The organism is Bradyrhizobium sp. CB1717, from assembly GCF_029714325.1.
Taxonomy (GTDB): domain Bacteria; phylum Pseudomonadota; class Alphaproteobacteria; order Rhizobiales; family Xanthobacteraceae; genus Bradyrhizobium.
The window spans coordinates 4364314-4379247 of record NZ_CP121666.1; the positions used below are offsets into that span (position 1 = coordinate 4364314).

A 14934-nucleotide genomic window follows, 5' to 3' on the forward strand; every position below is an offset into this window, starting at 1 on the left:
CTAACCTTAACAAGTGGCAGTCGTGGACGCCATGCACCCGCATGCGGCACAGCATCCCGCGCAAAGCCACGCGCGATATCGCGACATTGTGGGCTGGATCACAGACGATGAATGGCGCCGCCATTCATGATGAAGAACGGCGCGCTGCGATTTGCATTACCTGTCACGCATTTCACTTGACCGCAGACGCGGCCAACTCGAAGATATTCGTTAGGGGTTTTGAGGATCGCTATGCTCGTGCAAGCAAGCCAAGGCCAGTCAGGCTCGGCGCATGTTGTCGTGCTCGGCAACGAGAAGGGCGGCTCCGGCAAATCGACCACCGCCTTGCACATCGCCGTTGCGCTCCTGAAGGCCGGTCAGCGCGTCGCCACCATCGACCTCGACTGTCGCCAGCAAAGCTTCACCCACTACATCGACAACCGCGCCGCCTGGGCCCGCCGCACCAAGCTTGACCTCGAGCTGCCGGTGCACCGCTGCATCAAGCTCGGCGAGACCATGCAGATTGCCGAGAACGAGAACTCCGAGTTCCTGCAGTTCATGGAGGCGGTCTCGGCGGTCGAGAGCAGCTTCGATTTCATCGTCATCGACACGCCCGGCACCGACAGCTACCTGATGCGGCTCGCCCATTCGATGGCCGACACGCTGGTCACGCCGATCAACGACAGCTTCCTCGATTTCGATGTGCTCGGTACCGTCGACCCCGCCAACTACGCGGTGACGGGCGAGAGCCACTATGCCGAGATGGTGAGGGATACCCGCCGCAAGCGCCGCCAGCTCGACGGCTCGACCACCGACTGGATCGTGGTGCGCAACCGCCTGTCCATGCTCGGCTCCCGCAACAAGCAGCTCGTCGCCGACGGATTGAAGGATTTATCGCTGCGGCTCGGCTTCCGCTATGTCGACGGCTTCGCCGAGCGCGTCGTCTACCGCGAGTTCTTCCCGCGCGGCCTGACCGCCCTCGACGAGATCGACGAGGCCACGCTCGGCATGCGGCCCAATCTCGGCCATCTCACTGCGCGGGAGGAGGTGACGAGCCTGCTCCGCCAGCTTAAGCTGCCGCTCGACGAGCGCGGCCGCCGCCGTGCGGCAAATCGCGCCGAATGGTTCAGCCAGGTCGATAAGCCGCTCGAGGTTCACGACATCCTCGGTGCCTGAGGCGGTATATCGCTACTTCCGGTCCATCTAGAGGTTGGTTCCTGCCCGGAACCAAGTCGGCGCTCGGCCGTTTCACCGCATGTTTACTGCGAAATTGAACCCCATCGCGACTGGTTGCGTCGGATGGTGACCTGCATCCTCACGTAGCGGTATGGGAATGAGGTGCCCAAGAAACGAGTGCGCCGCACAATGAAAGGGCTGGCGGCTCACAATATTTAGCCTTCCTGTCACGCTGCTGTGACATATATTAGGGAATAGGCGACCAGGGGCCGAAGAGCCTCGGAAGAACACGATTTTCAACAGGGATTCAGGCCGTAAGAGCCTGAGGCTGAGGACGAAAATGAAGCGTGGAATTGCCGTTCTGGTTTCGGTCAGTGCCCTCTGCGGCATCGCCTATTTCACGGCGAGCAAGTGGGCGATCAAGCACGAGACCATCACCTTCTACGACGGTTCGCGCGACAACCGTCCCGTGCCTGTCGACATCGCGGTGCGCCGCGACAAGGAAATGCAGGCCAATGCCGGCATGATCACGCTGCCGGTCGCGGTGATCAATCACGGCAATACCGTCAAGAACACCGAGTACGGCTTCCTCGCCAACATCTTCGCTGCGCGCGGCTACATGGTCGTGAGCCCGCAGCATGATCTGCCGACCGATCCTCCGATGGTGACCAAGCCCGGCGAGCTCTATGTCGGCAGGCTGCCGCAGATCCTGCGCGGCGTCGCCAACATCCATCTCGCCATGCAGGAGATGAAGAAGGTTCAGCCCAACGCCGACTACGACAAGGTGACGATGGTCGGCCACTCCATGGGCGGCGACATCACCATGTACTTCGCCAAGCAATATCCCGACGAGGTCAAGAAGGTCGTCACGCTCGATAATCTGCGCGTGCCCTTCGTCACCGCCGGCAAGTTCAAGATCCTGTCGTTCCGCTCCACCGATCCGCAGTTCAAGGCCGATGCGGGCGTGATCCCGACGGACGAGGAATGCGAGAAGGCGGGCATCCAGGTCGTGAAGACCGAATTCCAGCACAACGACATGCGCGACACTGGTCCGGATGCGGCCAAGAACTCGATCCAGGGCATGCTCGACAAGTTCCTGAGCGCGACGGACAGCGAGGTCGCGCCGGTCGACACGCAGTCGTCCCCGCCCAAGATCCTCGAGCCCGGTCCGGTCGCTCTGATGGCACCCGCCAAGAGCTGACGCCTCACCGAAAGGCCGATACCGATCTTCAAAGCCCCCGCCGGCGTCCGCCCGCGGGGGCTTTGCACATTGACCGGCTTGCCTGCGTTCACCACATTAGTCGCCCACGCTTGGTTGAGCAGCGATGTCGGGCGAACCCATCAAGCCGCGCGGTGACGCCGTTTCGACGAAGGCCGGCGGCGCGGTGCCGCAGGCTAGCACGTCGACCTCGGAGGACATTGCTGCCTTCGTCGCGAAGGCGCGTGCCTTGTCGCCTCATGCGCCCGGTGCAAAGGGGCGGCTGATCTTCGCGCTGGATGCGACGATGAGCCGACAGCCGACCTGGGACATGGCCTGCGCGCTTCAGGCCGACATGTTTCGCGAAACCGCGGCGCTCGGCAGTCTCGACATCCGCCTGGTCTACTATCGCGGCTTCAACGAGTGCCGCGCCTCAGGGTGGATCTCCGACAGCGCCAAACTGGCGACGCTGATGAGCAAGATCGATTGCCGCGGCGGCGACACCCAGATCGGCAAGGTGTTGAGCGAGGCACGGCGCGAGGCAGTCGCATCCGGCGTGCGCGCCGTCGTCTTCGTCGGCGACGCCATGGAAGAGCAGATCGACGAGCTCTGCGCCAAGGCCGGCGAGCTCGGCATGCTCAAGGTGCCCGTCTTCCTGTTTCAGGAAGGCCACGATGCCGTGGCCGAAAAGGCCTTTCGCGAGATTGCGCGCCTGACTGGCGGTGCCTGGTGCCGGTTCGATCCGGGCGCGGCGGCGCAACTGCGAGAGCTGTTGCGTGCGGCTGCCGCCTATGCCGCCGGCGGCCGCGAGGCGCTGCTGAAGCTGGCGACGACCACGAACGGCGCGGCGATGTTGATCGGCCAGATGAAGTAGCGCTCAGGCTGGCCTTCGGCGGCGAACGCCATGCATTTTGGCGCAAGGCCGACTATATTCCGGCCATGACCCTGATCGCCGGCGCCGTCGCCGTTATCACGCTTTATCTGTTGCTTCAGATGTTCCGTTCCGCCAATCCGGCGGTGCTGGCGCGCACCATCAAGTTTGGCGGTGGTGTTGTGGCGCTGGCGGTCGCGGCCTTCACGGGCTTGCGGGGCGAGCTGGCGGTGGCAATTCCGCTTGGAATTTTCGGCGCCGGGCTGCTCGGCTGGACGCCATTGGCGAATGCCGGCTTCGGCAACATCGGCGGGCTGTTTGGCGGCGGCGCTGCGCCCGCGTCCGGGCAGGCCTCGCGGGTCCGCTCGCAATTCCTCGACATGCGGCTCGACCACGATTCCGGCCAGCTCGGCGGCCGGATCGTCGCCGGACCTCACGCCGGGCGCGATCTCGACGAGTTCGATCTCGCTGGGCTCCTGGCGATGGTCCCGGCGTTCGACGCGGAGAGCGTCGCCTTACTCGAAAGCTATCTGGACCGCCGGTTTCCCGCTTGGCGTCAGAACGCGCAGGGCGATGCGGCAGGGCGGCAGCGCCGCACGGCGGCGAGTGGCAAAATGACGGCGGAGGAAGCCTATCAGATCCTTGGCTTGCAGCCGGGAGCGGGGCGCGACGACATCAGCCGGGCCCACAAATCCCTGATGAAGAAACTCCATCCCGACCAGGGGGGCTCGACGTATCTCGCTGCCCGGGTAAACGAGGCCAAGGATACTCTGCTTCGCACGCATAACGGCTAACTCCGGCACTACGCTACAAACGCCCGTACCGCGTGAGCTCCGCTGCTCTGTCTGTCGTCGCCCCGATGCCCGCCATTGTCGGCGTGGTCGATCCCTTGAGTAAAAATTTAACCGTAAATTGTTGACGAGAGGTTGTCGCGGAACGGGCTCGGCGCATACCGAAAACAAAAATGCCCGCGCAAGGCGCGGGCATTTTGATCGGGGCGGTTCAGACGATCAGTTGCGGACCGTGATGCAGGAGATGTCGGCGCGCTTCAGGGCGCGGCAGACGGCTTCGGCCTGGTCGCGCTCGAGCCCGGCGAAACGGGCGCGGTAGAGCTTGCGATTATCCTTGGCGACGACAGGCTCGGTGAACGGATCGGCCTTGCTGAGCAGCCCGCGGGCCGAGCTGCGCGCGGCGTCGATGCGCTGCTGGGCTTCGTTCTCGCTCTCGAGCGCGCCGACCTGGACGATCCAGCCGCTGTGGACGGCCGGCTTGGTGGTGGCGCTCATCTGGATCGGCTGCGGCGCCGGATCGGCGGATGCAAGCTTCGGGGCGGCCGGGGTGGGCGCGGCGGCGGTTGTTGCCGGCAGCACGCCGAGGAGGCCATTACCGGTGCCGAAGCCGGCCGGCTGGCGCGGCAGCTCGGTGCGGGCGACGTCCGCCTTCGGCGCTTCCGTCTGGACCTGCGGTTCTGGCTTGTTGATCAGATCGGCGCGGGCGACGACGGCGCCGGAGGTTTCCGCGACGTCGGAGCGGGAGGCAATCGTGCTCGTGACCTGCGGTGCGACCGGAGCCGGGGCGGCGGAGGCGACCTTGACGGCGCCGGCCTTGACCTGGACGGTCTTGACCCGGACCGGCTTCATCGGCTCGGACGAGCCGGGGATGATCGAGAGCGGCTGGCTCGAGATCACGCCATTGGTGAGCGGGGCGGGCTCGATCTTGGATTCAGTCGGCCGGACCTCGGGCTTGCTAGCTTCCGGCTTGGGCGGGGCCGGCGGCACCGCGGCCGTCGCCGCGGCAAGCGTCGACAGGCGCGCAGCGAGACGCGACGGGGCGGCCTCGGGAGCAGGGGCCGCGGCCTGGACCTGCGGAGCAGGCCGGGCCGAGGGAGTATCCGAGGCGTCGGCAACGTCGGTGGAGGTGTCGGCGCCATTGCGCTCGGTGACGGCGGCAACGGTGTGCGTGGTCGCGCCCTTCTCGAGGTTTTCCGCGAGCAGGTTGCGCATGATGGCGTCGCGCGAGCCGCCGCTGCGGCCGCCCAGCACCACGCCGATCAAATGGCGGTTGCCGCGGCGCATCGAGGACACGAGGTTGAAGCCGGAGGCGCGGGTGTAGCCGGTCTTGATGCCGTCGACGCCTTCCACGCTGCCGAGCAGGTGATTGTGGTTGCGGATCGACTGGCCGCGCCAGTTGAACGTCGAGGTGGCGAAATAGCGATAGTAGCGCGGGAAGCGCTCCTGGATGGCCCGGCCGAGCGTGGCCTGGTCGCGCGCGGTCGTGACCTGCTCGTCGTTGGGAAGGCCGTTGGCATTGCGATAGACCGTCCGGGACATGCCGAGCGAGCGCGCCTTGCGCGTCATCATCTGGGCGAAGTCGTCTTCATCGCCGGCGATCGCTTCCGCGATGACCACGGCGGCGTCGTTGGCGGAGCGGGTGACGAGACCCTTGATCGCGTCCTCGACGCGGATGGTCTGGCCGGCGCGCAGGTTCAGCTTGGTCGGATCCTGATCGGCGGCATGCTGGGACACCGGCATCTCGGTATCGAGCTTCATCTTGCCGGACTCGAGACGCTCGAACAGCAGGTAGAGCGTCATGATCTTGGTGAGCGAGGCAGGGTGGCGGATTCCGTCCGGGTTGTTCGACTGAAGCACCGCGCCGGAATTGCCGTCGACGATGATGGACGCGAATTTCGGGCTGGAGCTCTCGGATACGTCGCGCTGCACCCGGTGGTGCGCGTAGTGGCGCCGGTGGCGCCGCGCCTCGGCAGCATCGGTGGTGAAGATGACTGCGGTGGTGACCGTAAGAAGCCCGAAAACGCCAACCCGCGCCAAGCGCGAGGAAGACAAGTTTTTACGAAGCATGGAACCCCGTCCCCGTTTCTGACTTGATCACCGGCCCGTGAGGCGAAATTGTGCCCATCGGACCCGGGATCATTACCTGCTCAGGCTGTCCCTCCGCGGGTGTTCGCTGCGGGGGACGTTGGGCCTGAGCCGCTGTTCTGGCTAAGGTGATGTTCTCAAACGGCTTTGGCCGATTGCAGAAGCTGAACACGTCCAGGGAATCAGGGTAGGGGCCCGCGGTTTCCAAAAGCTTAAGGAACCCTTGCGGGAAACCCCGGGAATCTCCGCGATTTGCATATAGTTTTTGTGCGGCGCACAAGATTCTTGACTTTATTGTGCGTTGCACTAATTATGGGCACAGTCAGGGAGCCGGGGCTTCCCGACGAGAGCCAGGGAAAAGGATTCCGAAATGTTCAAGGTTGAAGACTTTCAGAACTACGGGAAAGAGCACTTCGAGCAGTGCGTTGCCTCCGCGACCTCGGTGCAGCACGGCCTCCAGGCGATCGCCAGCGCCTATGGCGACTACACCAAGAAGTCGTTTGAAGACACCAAGTCCTTCGTCGAGAAGCTTTCCGGCGTGAAGTCGCTGGACAAGGCCATGGAAGCCCAGACCGACTTCGCCCGTTCCGCCTACGAGACCTTCGTCGCGGAATCGCAGAAGATCGCCGGCCTTTACAACGACCTCGCCAAGCAGGCGTTCAAGCCGGTCGAGACCATCGTGTCGAAGTTCACCCCGGCCGCCAACTAAGCTTTCCCGGATATCCTGAAAGCAAAAGCCCGGCTGAATAGCCGGGCTTTTCGTTTGTCGCGACAGGTTCGTCTCGGCGCACCACGCGCCGCTTGGACGGCCGGCTCGTTCGATCTTCCTGAATGTGCGCGGACGGTCGGGTTCGCCGAATTGCTCGGGGCGAGCTTGCTGGAGCTGCTCGCGCAAGATTGCGATGCGCTGGCGATGGGTTCGCTGCCGGTTGTTCACCCGCACGAAGATCACGATGCTCACGGGTCCCGGCATTTCGCACCGCTTCTTCCTTGCCCGATTTTGCGCCAGGCGATTCAGGCGGCAGCTCGACTTAACCGTAGAAGTCCGGAGACGATCCCGCGCGAAACCGTCACAGCTCAGTTGGCCGGCGGGTTCCTGATCAACATGTTCTAACCAGGCGGCGCGGAAATTTTTGTCAAATCGGTCCGGATTGACTAACCTCGGTCAGGATCGTCCGGATCGGGAATCGGGACCGTCGCGGCCGCATCGGCCGGACCTTTGCACGCTTGCGGCGAGCCGGGGGCGGGCCCATATTGTTGACGACCGATACGGCTTGGACCGGACCGGTTGGAAGCGGCGATCCAACGAGGCGGTGCGCCTGTGTGAAGCTCCGAAGGCCGGGGCTCCGCGGCAGACCGTCATACGCTTCCGTGGGGACCTTGAACGCCTGAGCCATGCCGCAACTGTTGTCCAGACTCGACCTGTCCGCGGCCATCGCCGCTCCCGCTCCCCGGATGAGCAATGACGAGAACCGTTCCGGCAGTCCGACGGGTCCGAACACCTCTGTCATCACCAAGGTCAAGCCGAAGACCAAGCGACCGAACCTCTACCGCGTATTGATCCTGAACGACGACTACACGCCGATGGAATTCGTCGTCCATGTGCTGGAGAAGTTCTTCCAGAAGGACATCGAGGCGGCGACCAAGATCATGCTGCACGTTCACCATCACGGTATCGGGGAGTGCGGCGTGTTCACCTACGAGATCGCCGAGACCAAGGTGACGCAGGTGATGGACTTCGCCCGCAAGCACCAGCATCCGCTGCAATGCGTGATGGAAAAGAAGTAGGGTAGGTTACCTTACGGCGCGTCTTGAGGGCGGCTCTCGTGTCTGTCGCAAGGTGATTGTCGCGTGATGCCTGCGCGCGATGTCTGCTGCAGCCGGCAGGATTTGAGGAATTCTGCACCGGCGCCGACCCTGCCCAAATCGGAACGGGTTTTGCATTGAAAATAGCCCAGGTGGCTAGCTGCCGAGTCGCGGAACCGGTCTTTCGCCGCGATCTTGTATAACTATATGTGACAAAGGTTGTTGTTGCCTGACCGGGCGATGGCGATCATGATGGTGGGGGCCATAGAGGACGCGAATGCCGACTTTTTCCCAAAGCCTTGAACAATCCCTGCATCGTGCGCTGGCGATCGCAAACGAGCGTCATCACCAATACGCGACGCTCGAGCATCTCCTGCTCTCCCTGATCGATGACTCCGATGCGGCCGCCGTCATGCGCGCCTGCAGCGTCGATCTCGACAAGCTCCGCACGAGCCTCGTCAATTATCTTGAGACCGAATTCGAGAACCTGGTGACGGATGGCGCCGACGATGCCAAGCCGACCGCCGGTTTCCAGCGCGTGATCCAGCGCGCGGTGATCCATGTGCAGTCGTCGGGTCGCGAAGAGGTGACCGGCGCCAACGTGCTGATCGCGATCTTCGCCGAACGCGAGAGTCATGCCGCTTACTTCCTGCAAGAGCAGGACATGACGCGCTACGATGCGGTCAACTACATCAGCCACGGCATCGCCAAGCGGCCGGGCGTCTCCGAGGCGCGCCCCGTGCGCGGCGTCGACGAGGAAACCGAGACCAAGGGCACCGAGGACGCCAAGAAGAAGGGCGAGGCGCTCGAGACCTATTGCGTCAACCTCAACAAGAAGGCGCGCGACGGCAAGATCGACCCGGTGATCGGACGCAATTCCGAGATCAATCGCGCGATCCAGGTGCTGTGCCGCCGGCAGAAGAACAATCCGTTGTTCGTCGGCGAAGCCGGCGTCGGCAAGACCGCGATCGCCGAAGGCCTCGCCAAGCGCATCGTCGACAGCGAGGTGCCGGAAGTTCTGGCGGCTGCGACCGTGTTCTCGCTGGACATGGGCACGCTGCTCGCCGGCACGCGCTATCGCGGCGATTTCGAAGAGCGTCTGAAGCAGGTGCTCAAGGAGCTCGAAGCGCATCCCAACGCGATCCTGTTCATCGACGAGATCCACACCGTGATCGGTGCGGGCGCGACGTCGGGCGGCGCAATGGATGCGTCGAACCTTCTCAAGCCGGCGCTTGCCTCGGGCACGATCCGCTGCATGGGTTCGACCACCTACAAGGAATATCGCCAACACTTCGAGAAGGACCGCGCGCTGGTGCGGCGCTTCCAGAAGATCGACATCAACGAGCCGACGGTTGAGGACGCCATCGCGATCCTCAAGGGCCTCAAGCCGTACTTCGAGGACTACCACCGGCTGAAGTACACCAATGAGGCGATCGAGGCCGCGGTGCAGCTCTCCTCGCGCTACATTCACGACCGCAAGCTGCCCGACAAGGCGATCGACGTGATCGACGAGTCCGGTGCGGCGCAGATGCTGGTCGCCGAGAACAAGCGCAAGAAGACCATCGGCATCAAGGAGATCGAGACCACGATCGCCTCGATGGCGCGGATCCCGCCGAAGAGCGTGTCGAAGGACGATGCCGAGGTGCTCAAGCATCTCGAGCAGACCCTGAAGCGCACCGTGTTCGGCCAGGACAAGGCGATCGAGTCGCTCGCCGCTTCGATCAAGCTCGCACGCGCGGGCCTGCGCGAGCCGGAGAAGCCGATCGGCTGCTACCTGTTCTCGGGTCCGACCGGCGTCGGCAAGACGGAAGTGGCAAAACAGCTCGCGGCGTCGCTCGGCGTCGAGCTGCTGCGCTTCGACATGTCCGAGTACATGGAGCGGCACACCGTGTCGCGCCTGATCGGCGCACCTCCCGGCTATGTCGGCTTCGATCAGGGCGGCCTGCTGACCGACGGCGTCGACCAGCATCCGCATTGCGTGGTGCTGCTCGACGAGATCGAGAAGGCGCATCCCGACCTCTACAACGTGCTGCTCCAGATCATGGATCACGGCCGGCTTACCGACCACAACGGCAAGCAGGTCAACTTCCGCAACGTGATCCTGATCATGACCACGAACGCGGGCGCTTCGGATCTCGCCAAGCAGGCGTTCGGCTTCACGCGCTCGAAGCGGGAAGGCGACGACCACGAAGCGATCAACCGGCAGTTCGCGCCGGAATTCCGCAACCGTCTCGATGCCATCGTCTCGTTCGGCCATCTCAGCGTCGAGGTGATCGGCACCGTCGTCGAGAAGTTCGTGCTTCAGCTCGAGGCGCAGCTCGGCGACCGCGATGTCACCATCGAGCTGTCCGAGCCCGCCAAGGCCTGGCTGGTGCAGCATGGTTACGACGAGCAGATGGGCGCACGTCCCATGGCCCGCGTGATCCAGGAGCACATCAAGAAGCCGCTGGCCGACGAGGTCCTGTTCGGCAAGCTGAAAGGTGGCGGCCACGTCCGCGTCGTTCTCGTCAAGGACGAGGCCGACGAGACCAAGGACAAGATCGGTTTCGAGTTCGTCGAAGGTCCGGTCACGCCGAAGCAGGAGAAGCTGCCCGGCACCCGCAAGCGCCCGCCGGGCAAGTCCAACAAGCCGGGCGGCCCCGGCGGCTCGAAGGGGCCGACCTCCAAGGGCCCGCTGGTCAAGGCTTGATCGGCATGTGATGAAATCGAAAAGGCCGGCTGCAAAGCCGGCCTTTTTGTTTGCGTGATAGTCTAGGTGCCGGTGTCTGGCGGAGGCGCCGGCGGCCGCGGCTTCTTCGGCGCCGGCGGTCGCGCGCTGCGGGCAGGGGCCGCCGGCTGCATCGTCACGATGACCGGATTGGGCTTGTGATCGGTCGCAGCCCCGGTTGCAGCATCGACGCCCATGCCGACGACACCGCCCAGCAGGAGATTGCCGGCAAAGCCCGCCGCGCCGCCGGTCTGGATGTCCCGGCTGAGCGCCACGACCTGCGGCTCGTAGCCTTCCTTCTGGAAGGTGATCGAGATGTCGGCGTTTCGCTTGACGACCACGGAGCAGGGCGTCGTGCAGGTGGTCGGAACCTCCATTCCGCTGACCACGGCTTCCACGCCTGAAGGTGTCGATGAGATGCTGATATTTTCCGTCGTGCCGCGCGTGACGGACGCGCAGCCGCCCAGCATGACGCTGAGCGCCACAATTCCAAATGAACGCATGAAATGCCCCTTATTCCCCGCCGCAATGAAGCGCAACCAGGGCGCGAGGGCAATAGGTCATTGCTCCGGATAGTTAAGCCACGCAGGGGTTGTGCACGAGTACATCTGACGCCTTGCGGGTTTCTCTCAATCCCCCGGAGGCGGGCTTGATGCAGCTCAAGGGCGCTCGTCACACCGCCGGCGGATTGCGGTCGGTGAAGGTCGTGCGCTGGTGCCAGTAGGGATAGGGCAGCGTCACCTTGCTGGCCGCGTCGAGCTTTGCGACCTGGTCCTTGGTGAGTGACCAGCCGACCGCACCGAGATTTTCGCGCAGCTGCGCCTCGTTGCGCGCCCCGATGATCAGCGTCGAGACGGTGGGGCGCTGGAGCAGCCAGTTCAGCGCGATCTGCGAGACGCTCTTGCCGGTCTCCTTCGCGACCTCGTCGATCGCATCGACCACGCGGTAGACGTGCTCGTCCGGCACGGGCGGGCCGAAGTCGGCGGTCTTGGGCAGGCGGCTGACTTCGGGCTTGGGCTGGCCGCGCCGGATCTTGCCGGTGAGGCGTCCCCATCCGAGCGGCGACCAGACCACTGCGCCGAGGCCCTGGTCGAGGCCGAGCGGCATCAGCTCCCATTCGTAGTCGCGCCCGATCAGCGAATAGTAGGTCTGGTTGGCGACGTAGCGCGGGAAGCCGTGCTTGTCGGCGACACCGAGCGACTTCATCAGATGCCAGCCCGAAAAATTCGAGACGCCGACATAACGGATCTTGCCGGCGCGCACGAGCACGTCGAGCGTTGAAAGCACCTCCTCGGGCGGAGTGAATGCATCGAAGCCATGGAGCTGGAACAGATCGATGTAATCGGTGCCGAGCCGGCTCAGCGAACCGTCGATGGCCGCGAGCAGGTGCTGGCGTGACGAGCCGATGTCGTTGGGGCCGTCGCCGAAGCGGAAGGTCGCCTTGGTCGAGACCAGCACCTTGTCGCGGCGGCCCTTGATGGCCTCACCCAGAACGCGCTCGGACTCGCCGAGCGAATAGACGTCGGCAGTGTCGAACATCGACACGCCGGCCTCGAGGCAGATGTCGAGAAGACGCCGTGCTTCGGTCGCGTCCGTCGTGCCCCAGGCGGCGAGGCGGCCGACGCCGCCGAACGTCCCCGTTCCCAGGCTCAAAGCAGGAACCATGAGGCCGGACCGGCCCAAGCGTCGGTATTCCATCGATAGCCTCCTCGGCTGGCCGCTGATTGATTGATGCGGCCTTGGCGGCGGATGTTAGTGCAAGCAGGCGCGTTGTCCTACGACACGCTCACATACCGGCCTTGCTTCGGAGTGGCTAGTCGTGCCGAAGCATGTCATCGAGTGCAGCATCGGCAATGCGCGGCCCGCCCGGCTTCGCTGCGACCTGGGCCTCGCTCCTTGCAACGGGTGAGGGAACGCAGGCGAGGTCACTATTGCGAGCCTGCTGCGGCAGCAAAGTCAAACCCCATCCCACCACGACCAGCACCGCAAGCCGGATCGCGATCACGCTCAGCAGCAGCTCCGATCCGCCTATCGTCGCGTGAGTCCTCAGCGCACCAGCCTGAGGCACGCGGTGTGGCAAGACAATCTGGAATTGGCGAGCCTTGCCTTCGCTACAGACGAAGGCTGGCGAAGATGGCTGCTCAGTGCCGCAACTGGCTTTGCCTGAAATCGCGCGGCGACATCCCGAAATGCTCGCGGAAGACGCGGCCGAAATGCGAGAGGTCGTTAAAGCCCCACGCGAATGCGATCTCGCTGATGTGGCGATGGGCGAGCAGAGGCGAAGCTAGGTCGCGCCGGCATTGGGCGAGACGCTCGGCGAGGACGTGGCGCTGGAATGAGGTGTCCTCGTCGGCGAGCAGATCGTTCACATAGCGCGGGGAGATGCCGAGCGCGGCGGCGGTCTCCGCCAGCGACAGGTCGGGATCGGCGAGGTGGGCGCGGATATGGGCCTTGAGCCGGTAGAGCAGGGCGGAGCGATGGGTCGACGACGGCAGCGAGGTCTTGCCGAGCCGTTCGCTCAACGCCATCGCCAGGAGATCGACGGCTTGCTCCGACAGGGCGGCGGCGTTGTTAGGTGCAAGCCGGTCCGCGCTCTGGCAGAGCCTGAAGATGAAGTCGTAGGCGAGCCGTTCGAGAGGGACATCGGCACCGAACGAGATCGCGGTGAGCGTCTCCGTGCCCCCGAGCCGCCGCTGCAGCATTTCGCGGGGCACCTTGAAGATGGTCTGCGTAAAACTGTCGTTGAATTGCAGCTCGTAGGGGCGCGTGGTGTCGTAGAGCGCGAACTCGCCGGGATGGATCACGGTCTCGCGGCCATCCTGCGCTACGCCGCCGTTGCCACGGTTGCCCAGCGCGATGAGAACAAAATCCTGGTCCGAGCGCGCGATGCGCGAGGGCGTGCGGAACACGTGCTGGCGGTCGGAGCAGACGTCGGAGCAGACGGCCTTGCCCAGCGAGGCTTGCGTTACCGAGCCGTGGAAGGCGCTGCCGAGGTCGGACTTGCAGTCGAGCCCGACGAAGACGTCGCAGACGATGTCCTGCCAGAGGGCGAGCCGCCGGTAGCCGGGGCTGCCGTCCGTCGTGAACTGGATTGGCATTTGGACACCCTCCCTTTCACATCCCGCGAAATCGCAAATTGGCGCAGATCCAGCCTGACCGGAGGCAAGTCCCGTACCGGACGGCGATCCCGTCGGTCGAGTTTTTGTGCCGCCATGGTCGAGCGCTGCCCGCCTAGCTTGGCCAAATAGACTGCATCGGACGAGGTCCGCGATCAACCGGCAATGGAGGCGGCCATGGGCATCGAACATCCCAGATACAAGGTGGCGGTGGTGCAGGCAGCGCCCGCCTGGCTCGATCTCGACGCTTCGATCGACAAGTCGATCATGCTGATCAAGGAGGCAGCCGAGAAGGGGGCGAAGCTGATCGCCTTTCCGGAGGCCTTCATTCCCGGTTACCCCTGGCACATCTGGATGGACTCGCCGGCCTGGGCGATCGGCCGCGGCTTCGTGCAGCGCTATTTCGATAATTCGCTGTCCTACGACAGCCCGCAGGCCGAGCGCCTGCGCGAGGCCGTGCGCAAGGCGAAGCTGACGGCGGTGATCGGCCTGTCCGAGCGCGACGGCGGCAGCCTATACTTGGCGCAATGGCTGATCGGCCCCGACGGCGAGACGATCGCCAAGCGCCGCAAGCTGCGCCCGACCCATGCCGAACGCACCGTCTATGGCGAGGGCGACGGCAGTGACCTCGCCGTGCATGCGCGGCCCGACATCGGCCGGCTCGGCGCGCTGTGCTGCTGGGAGCATCTCCAGCCGCTGTCGAAATACGCGATGTACGCCCAGAACGAGCAGGTGCATGTCGCTGCCTGGCCGAGCTTTTCGCTCTACGATCCCTTTGCACCCGCGCTCGGTGCCGAGGTCAACAATGCCGCCTCGCGCGTCTATGCGGTGGAGGGCTCATGCTTCGTGCTCGCGCCTTGCGCAACGGTGTCGCAGGCAATGATCGACGAGCTCTGCGACCGGCCGGACAAGCACGCGCTGCTCCATGCCGGCGGCGGTTTCGCCGCGATCTACGGTCCCGACGGCAGCCAGATCGGCGACAAGCTCGCGCCGGACCAGGAGGGGCTGTTGATTGCCGAGATCGACCTCGGCGCCATCGGCGTCGCCAAGAACGCCGCCGATCCCGTCGGCCACTATTCGCGTCCCGACGTCACGCGGCTGCTGCTCAACAAGAAACCCTACAAGCGCGTCGAGCAGTTCGCGCTGCCGGTGGACACGATCGAACCCACGGATATCGCCGCCGCGGCGAGCTGACCACCGCCATC

The 14934-nt window shown here is 64.5% G+C and carries 13 protein-coding genes; 9 read left to right on the forward strand and 4 right to left on the reverse strand.

What is annotated here, in order from left to right; translation table 11 throughout:
- Positions 1-231: 231 nt before the first annotated feature.
- From QA649_RS20790 to QA649_RS20805, 4 genes are all read left to right on the forward strand, one after another.
- The gene (locus QA649_RS20790; protein WP_018647397.1) at positions 232-1155 is read left to right on the forward strand and encodes a division plane positioning ATPase MipZ; all 924 of its coding nucleotides are present in this window, start codon (positions 232-234) and stop codon (positions 1153-1155) included.
- A gap of 340 nt (positions 1156-1495) precedes the next feature.
- Positions 1496-2356, forward strand: a complete 861-nt coding sequence (locus QA649_RS20795) for an alpha/beta fold hydrolase (RefSeq protein WP_283025802.1) — start codon at positions 1496-1498, stop codon at positions 2354-2356.
- A 124-nt stretch (positions 2357-2480) separates the two neighbouring features.
- Positions 2481-3227 carry a hypothetical protein gene (locus QA649_RS20800; protein WP_018647399.1) on the forward strand — a complete coding sequence of 249 codons (747 nt, stop codon included), beginning with the start codon at positions 2481-2483 and terminating at the stop codon, positions 3225-3227.
- 65 nt (positions 3228-3292) lie between these two features.
- Entirely contained in the window at positions 3293-4018 is a 726-nt protein-coding gene (locus QA649_RS20805; protein WP_283025803.1) for a DnaJ domain-containing protein, read from the forward strand.
- 216 nt (positions 4019-4234) lie between these two features.
- Here QA649_RS20805 and QA649_RS20810 read toward each other — a convergent pair whose 3' ends face one another.
- Positions 4235-6082 (reverse strand): D-alanyl-D-alanine carboxypeptidase, encoded by a 1848-nt coding sequence (locus QA649_RS20810; RefSeq protein ID WP_283025804.1) that lies wholly within the window; start codon positions 6080-6082, stop codon positions 4235-4237.
- 388 nt (positions 6083-6470) lie between these two features.
- Here QA649_RS20810 and QA649_RS20815 point away from each other — a divergent pair, with 388 nt between their 5' ends.
- The 4 genes from QA649_RS20815 (at position 6471) to clpA (ending at position 10595) form a co-directional block, all read left to right on the forward strand.
- Positions 6471-6809 (forward strand): phasin family protein, encoded by a 339-nt coding sequence (locus QA649_RS20815; protein WP_018647402.1) that lies wholly within the window; start codon positions 6471-6473, stop codon positions 6807-6809.
- A gap of 54 nt (positions 6810-6863) precedes the next feature.
- Complete coding sequence (locus tag QA649_RS20820; RefSeq protein WP_283025805.1) at positions 6864-7214, forward strand: hypothetical protein; 351 nt, start codon at positions 6864-6866, stop codon at positions 7212-7214.
- Between the two features lie 341 nt (positions 7215-7555).
- Entirely contained in the window at positions 7556-7888 is a 333-nt protein-coding gene (gene clpS / locus QA649_RS20825) for an ATP-dependent Clp protease adapter ClpS (RefSeq protein WP_164988163.1), read from the forward strand.
- A gap of 295 nt (positions 7889-8183) precedes the next feature.
- Positions 8184-10595, forward strand: a complete 2412-nt coding sequence (gene clpA / locus QA649_RS20830; protein WP_018646921.1) for an ATP-dependent Clp protease ATP-binding subunit ClpA — start codon at positions 8184-8186, stop codon at positions 10593-10595.
- Positions 10596-10657: 62 nt separating this feature from the next.
- Here clpA and QA649_RS20835 read toward each other — a convergent pair whose 3' ends face one another.
- From QA649_RS20835 to QA649_RS20845, 3 genes are all read right to left on the reverse strand, one after another.
- Positions 10658-11116 carry a PEGA domain-containing protein gene (locus tag QA649_RS20835; RefSeq protein ID WP_283025806.1) on the reverse strand — a complete coding sequence of 153 codons (459 nt, stop codon included), beginning with the start codon at positions 11114-11116 and terminating at the stop codon, positions 10658-10660.
- Between the two features lie 169 nt (positions 11117-11285).
- Positions 11286-12311 (reverse strand): aldo/keto reductase, encoded by a 1026-nt coding sequence (locus tag QA649_RS20840; RefSeq protein ID WP_283025807.1) that lies wholly within the window; start codon positions 12309-12311, stop codon positions 11286-11288.
- Positions 12312-12754: 443 nt separating this feature from the next.
- Complete coding sequence (locus tag QA649_RS20845) at positions 12755-13711, reverse strand: helix-turn-helix domain-containing protein (protein WP_283025808.1); 957 nt, start codon at positions 13709-13711, stop codon at positions 12755-12757.
- Between the two features lie 195 nt (positions 13712-13906).
- Between QA649_RS20845 and QA649_RS20850 the strand changes: the two genes are divergently transcribed.
- Positions 13907-14923 (forward strand): carbon-nitrogen hydrolase family protein, encoded by a 1017-nt coding sequence (locus tag QA649_RS20850; RefSeq protein WP_283025809.1) that lies wholly within the window; start codon positions 13907-13909, stop codon positions 14921-14923.
- The last annotated feature ends 11 nt before the right edge of the window (positions 14924-14934 follow it).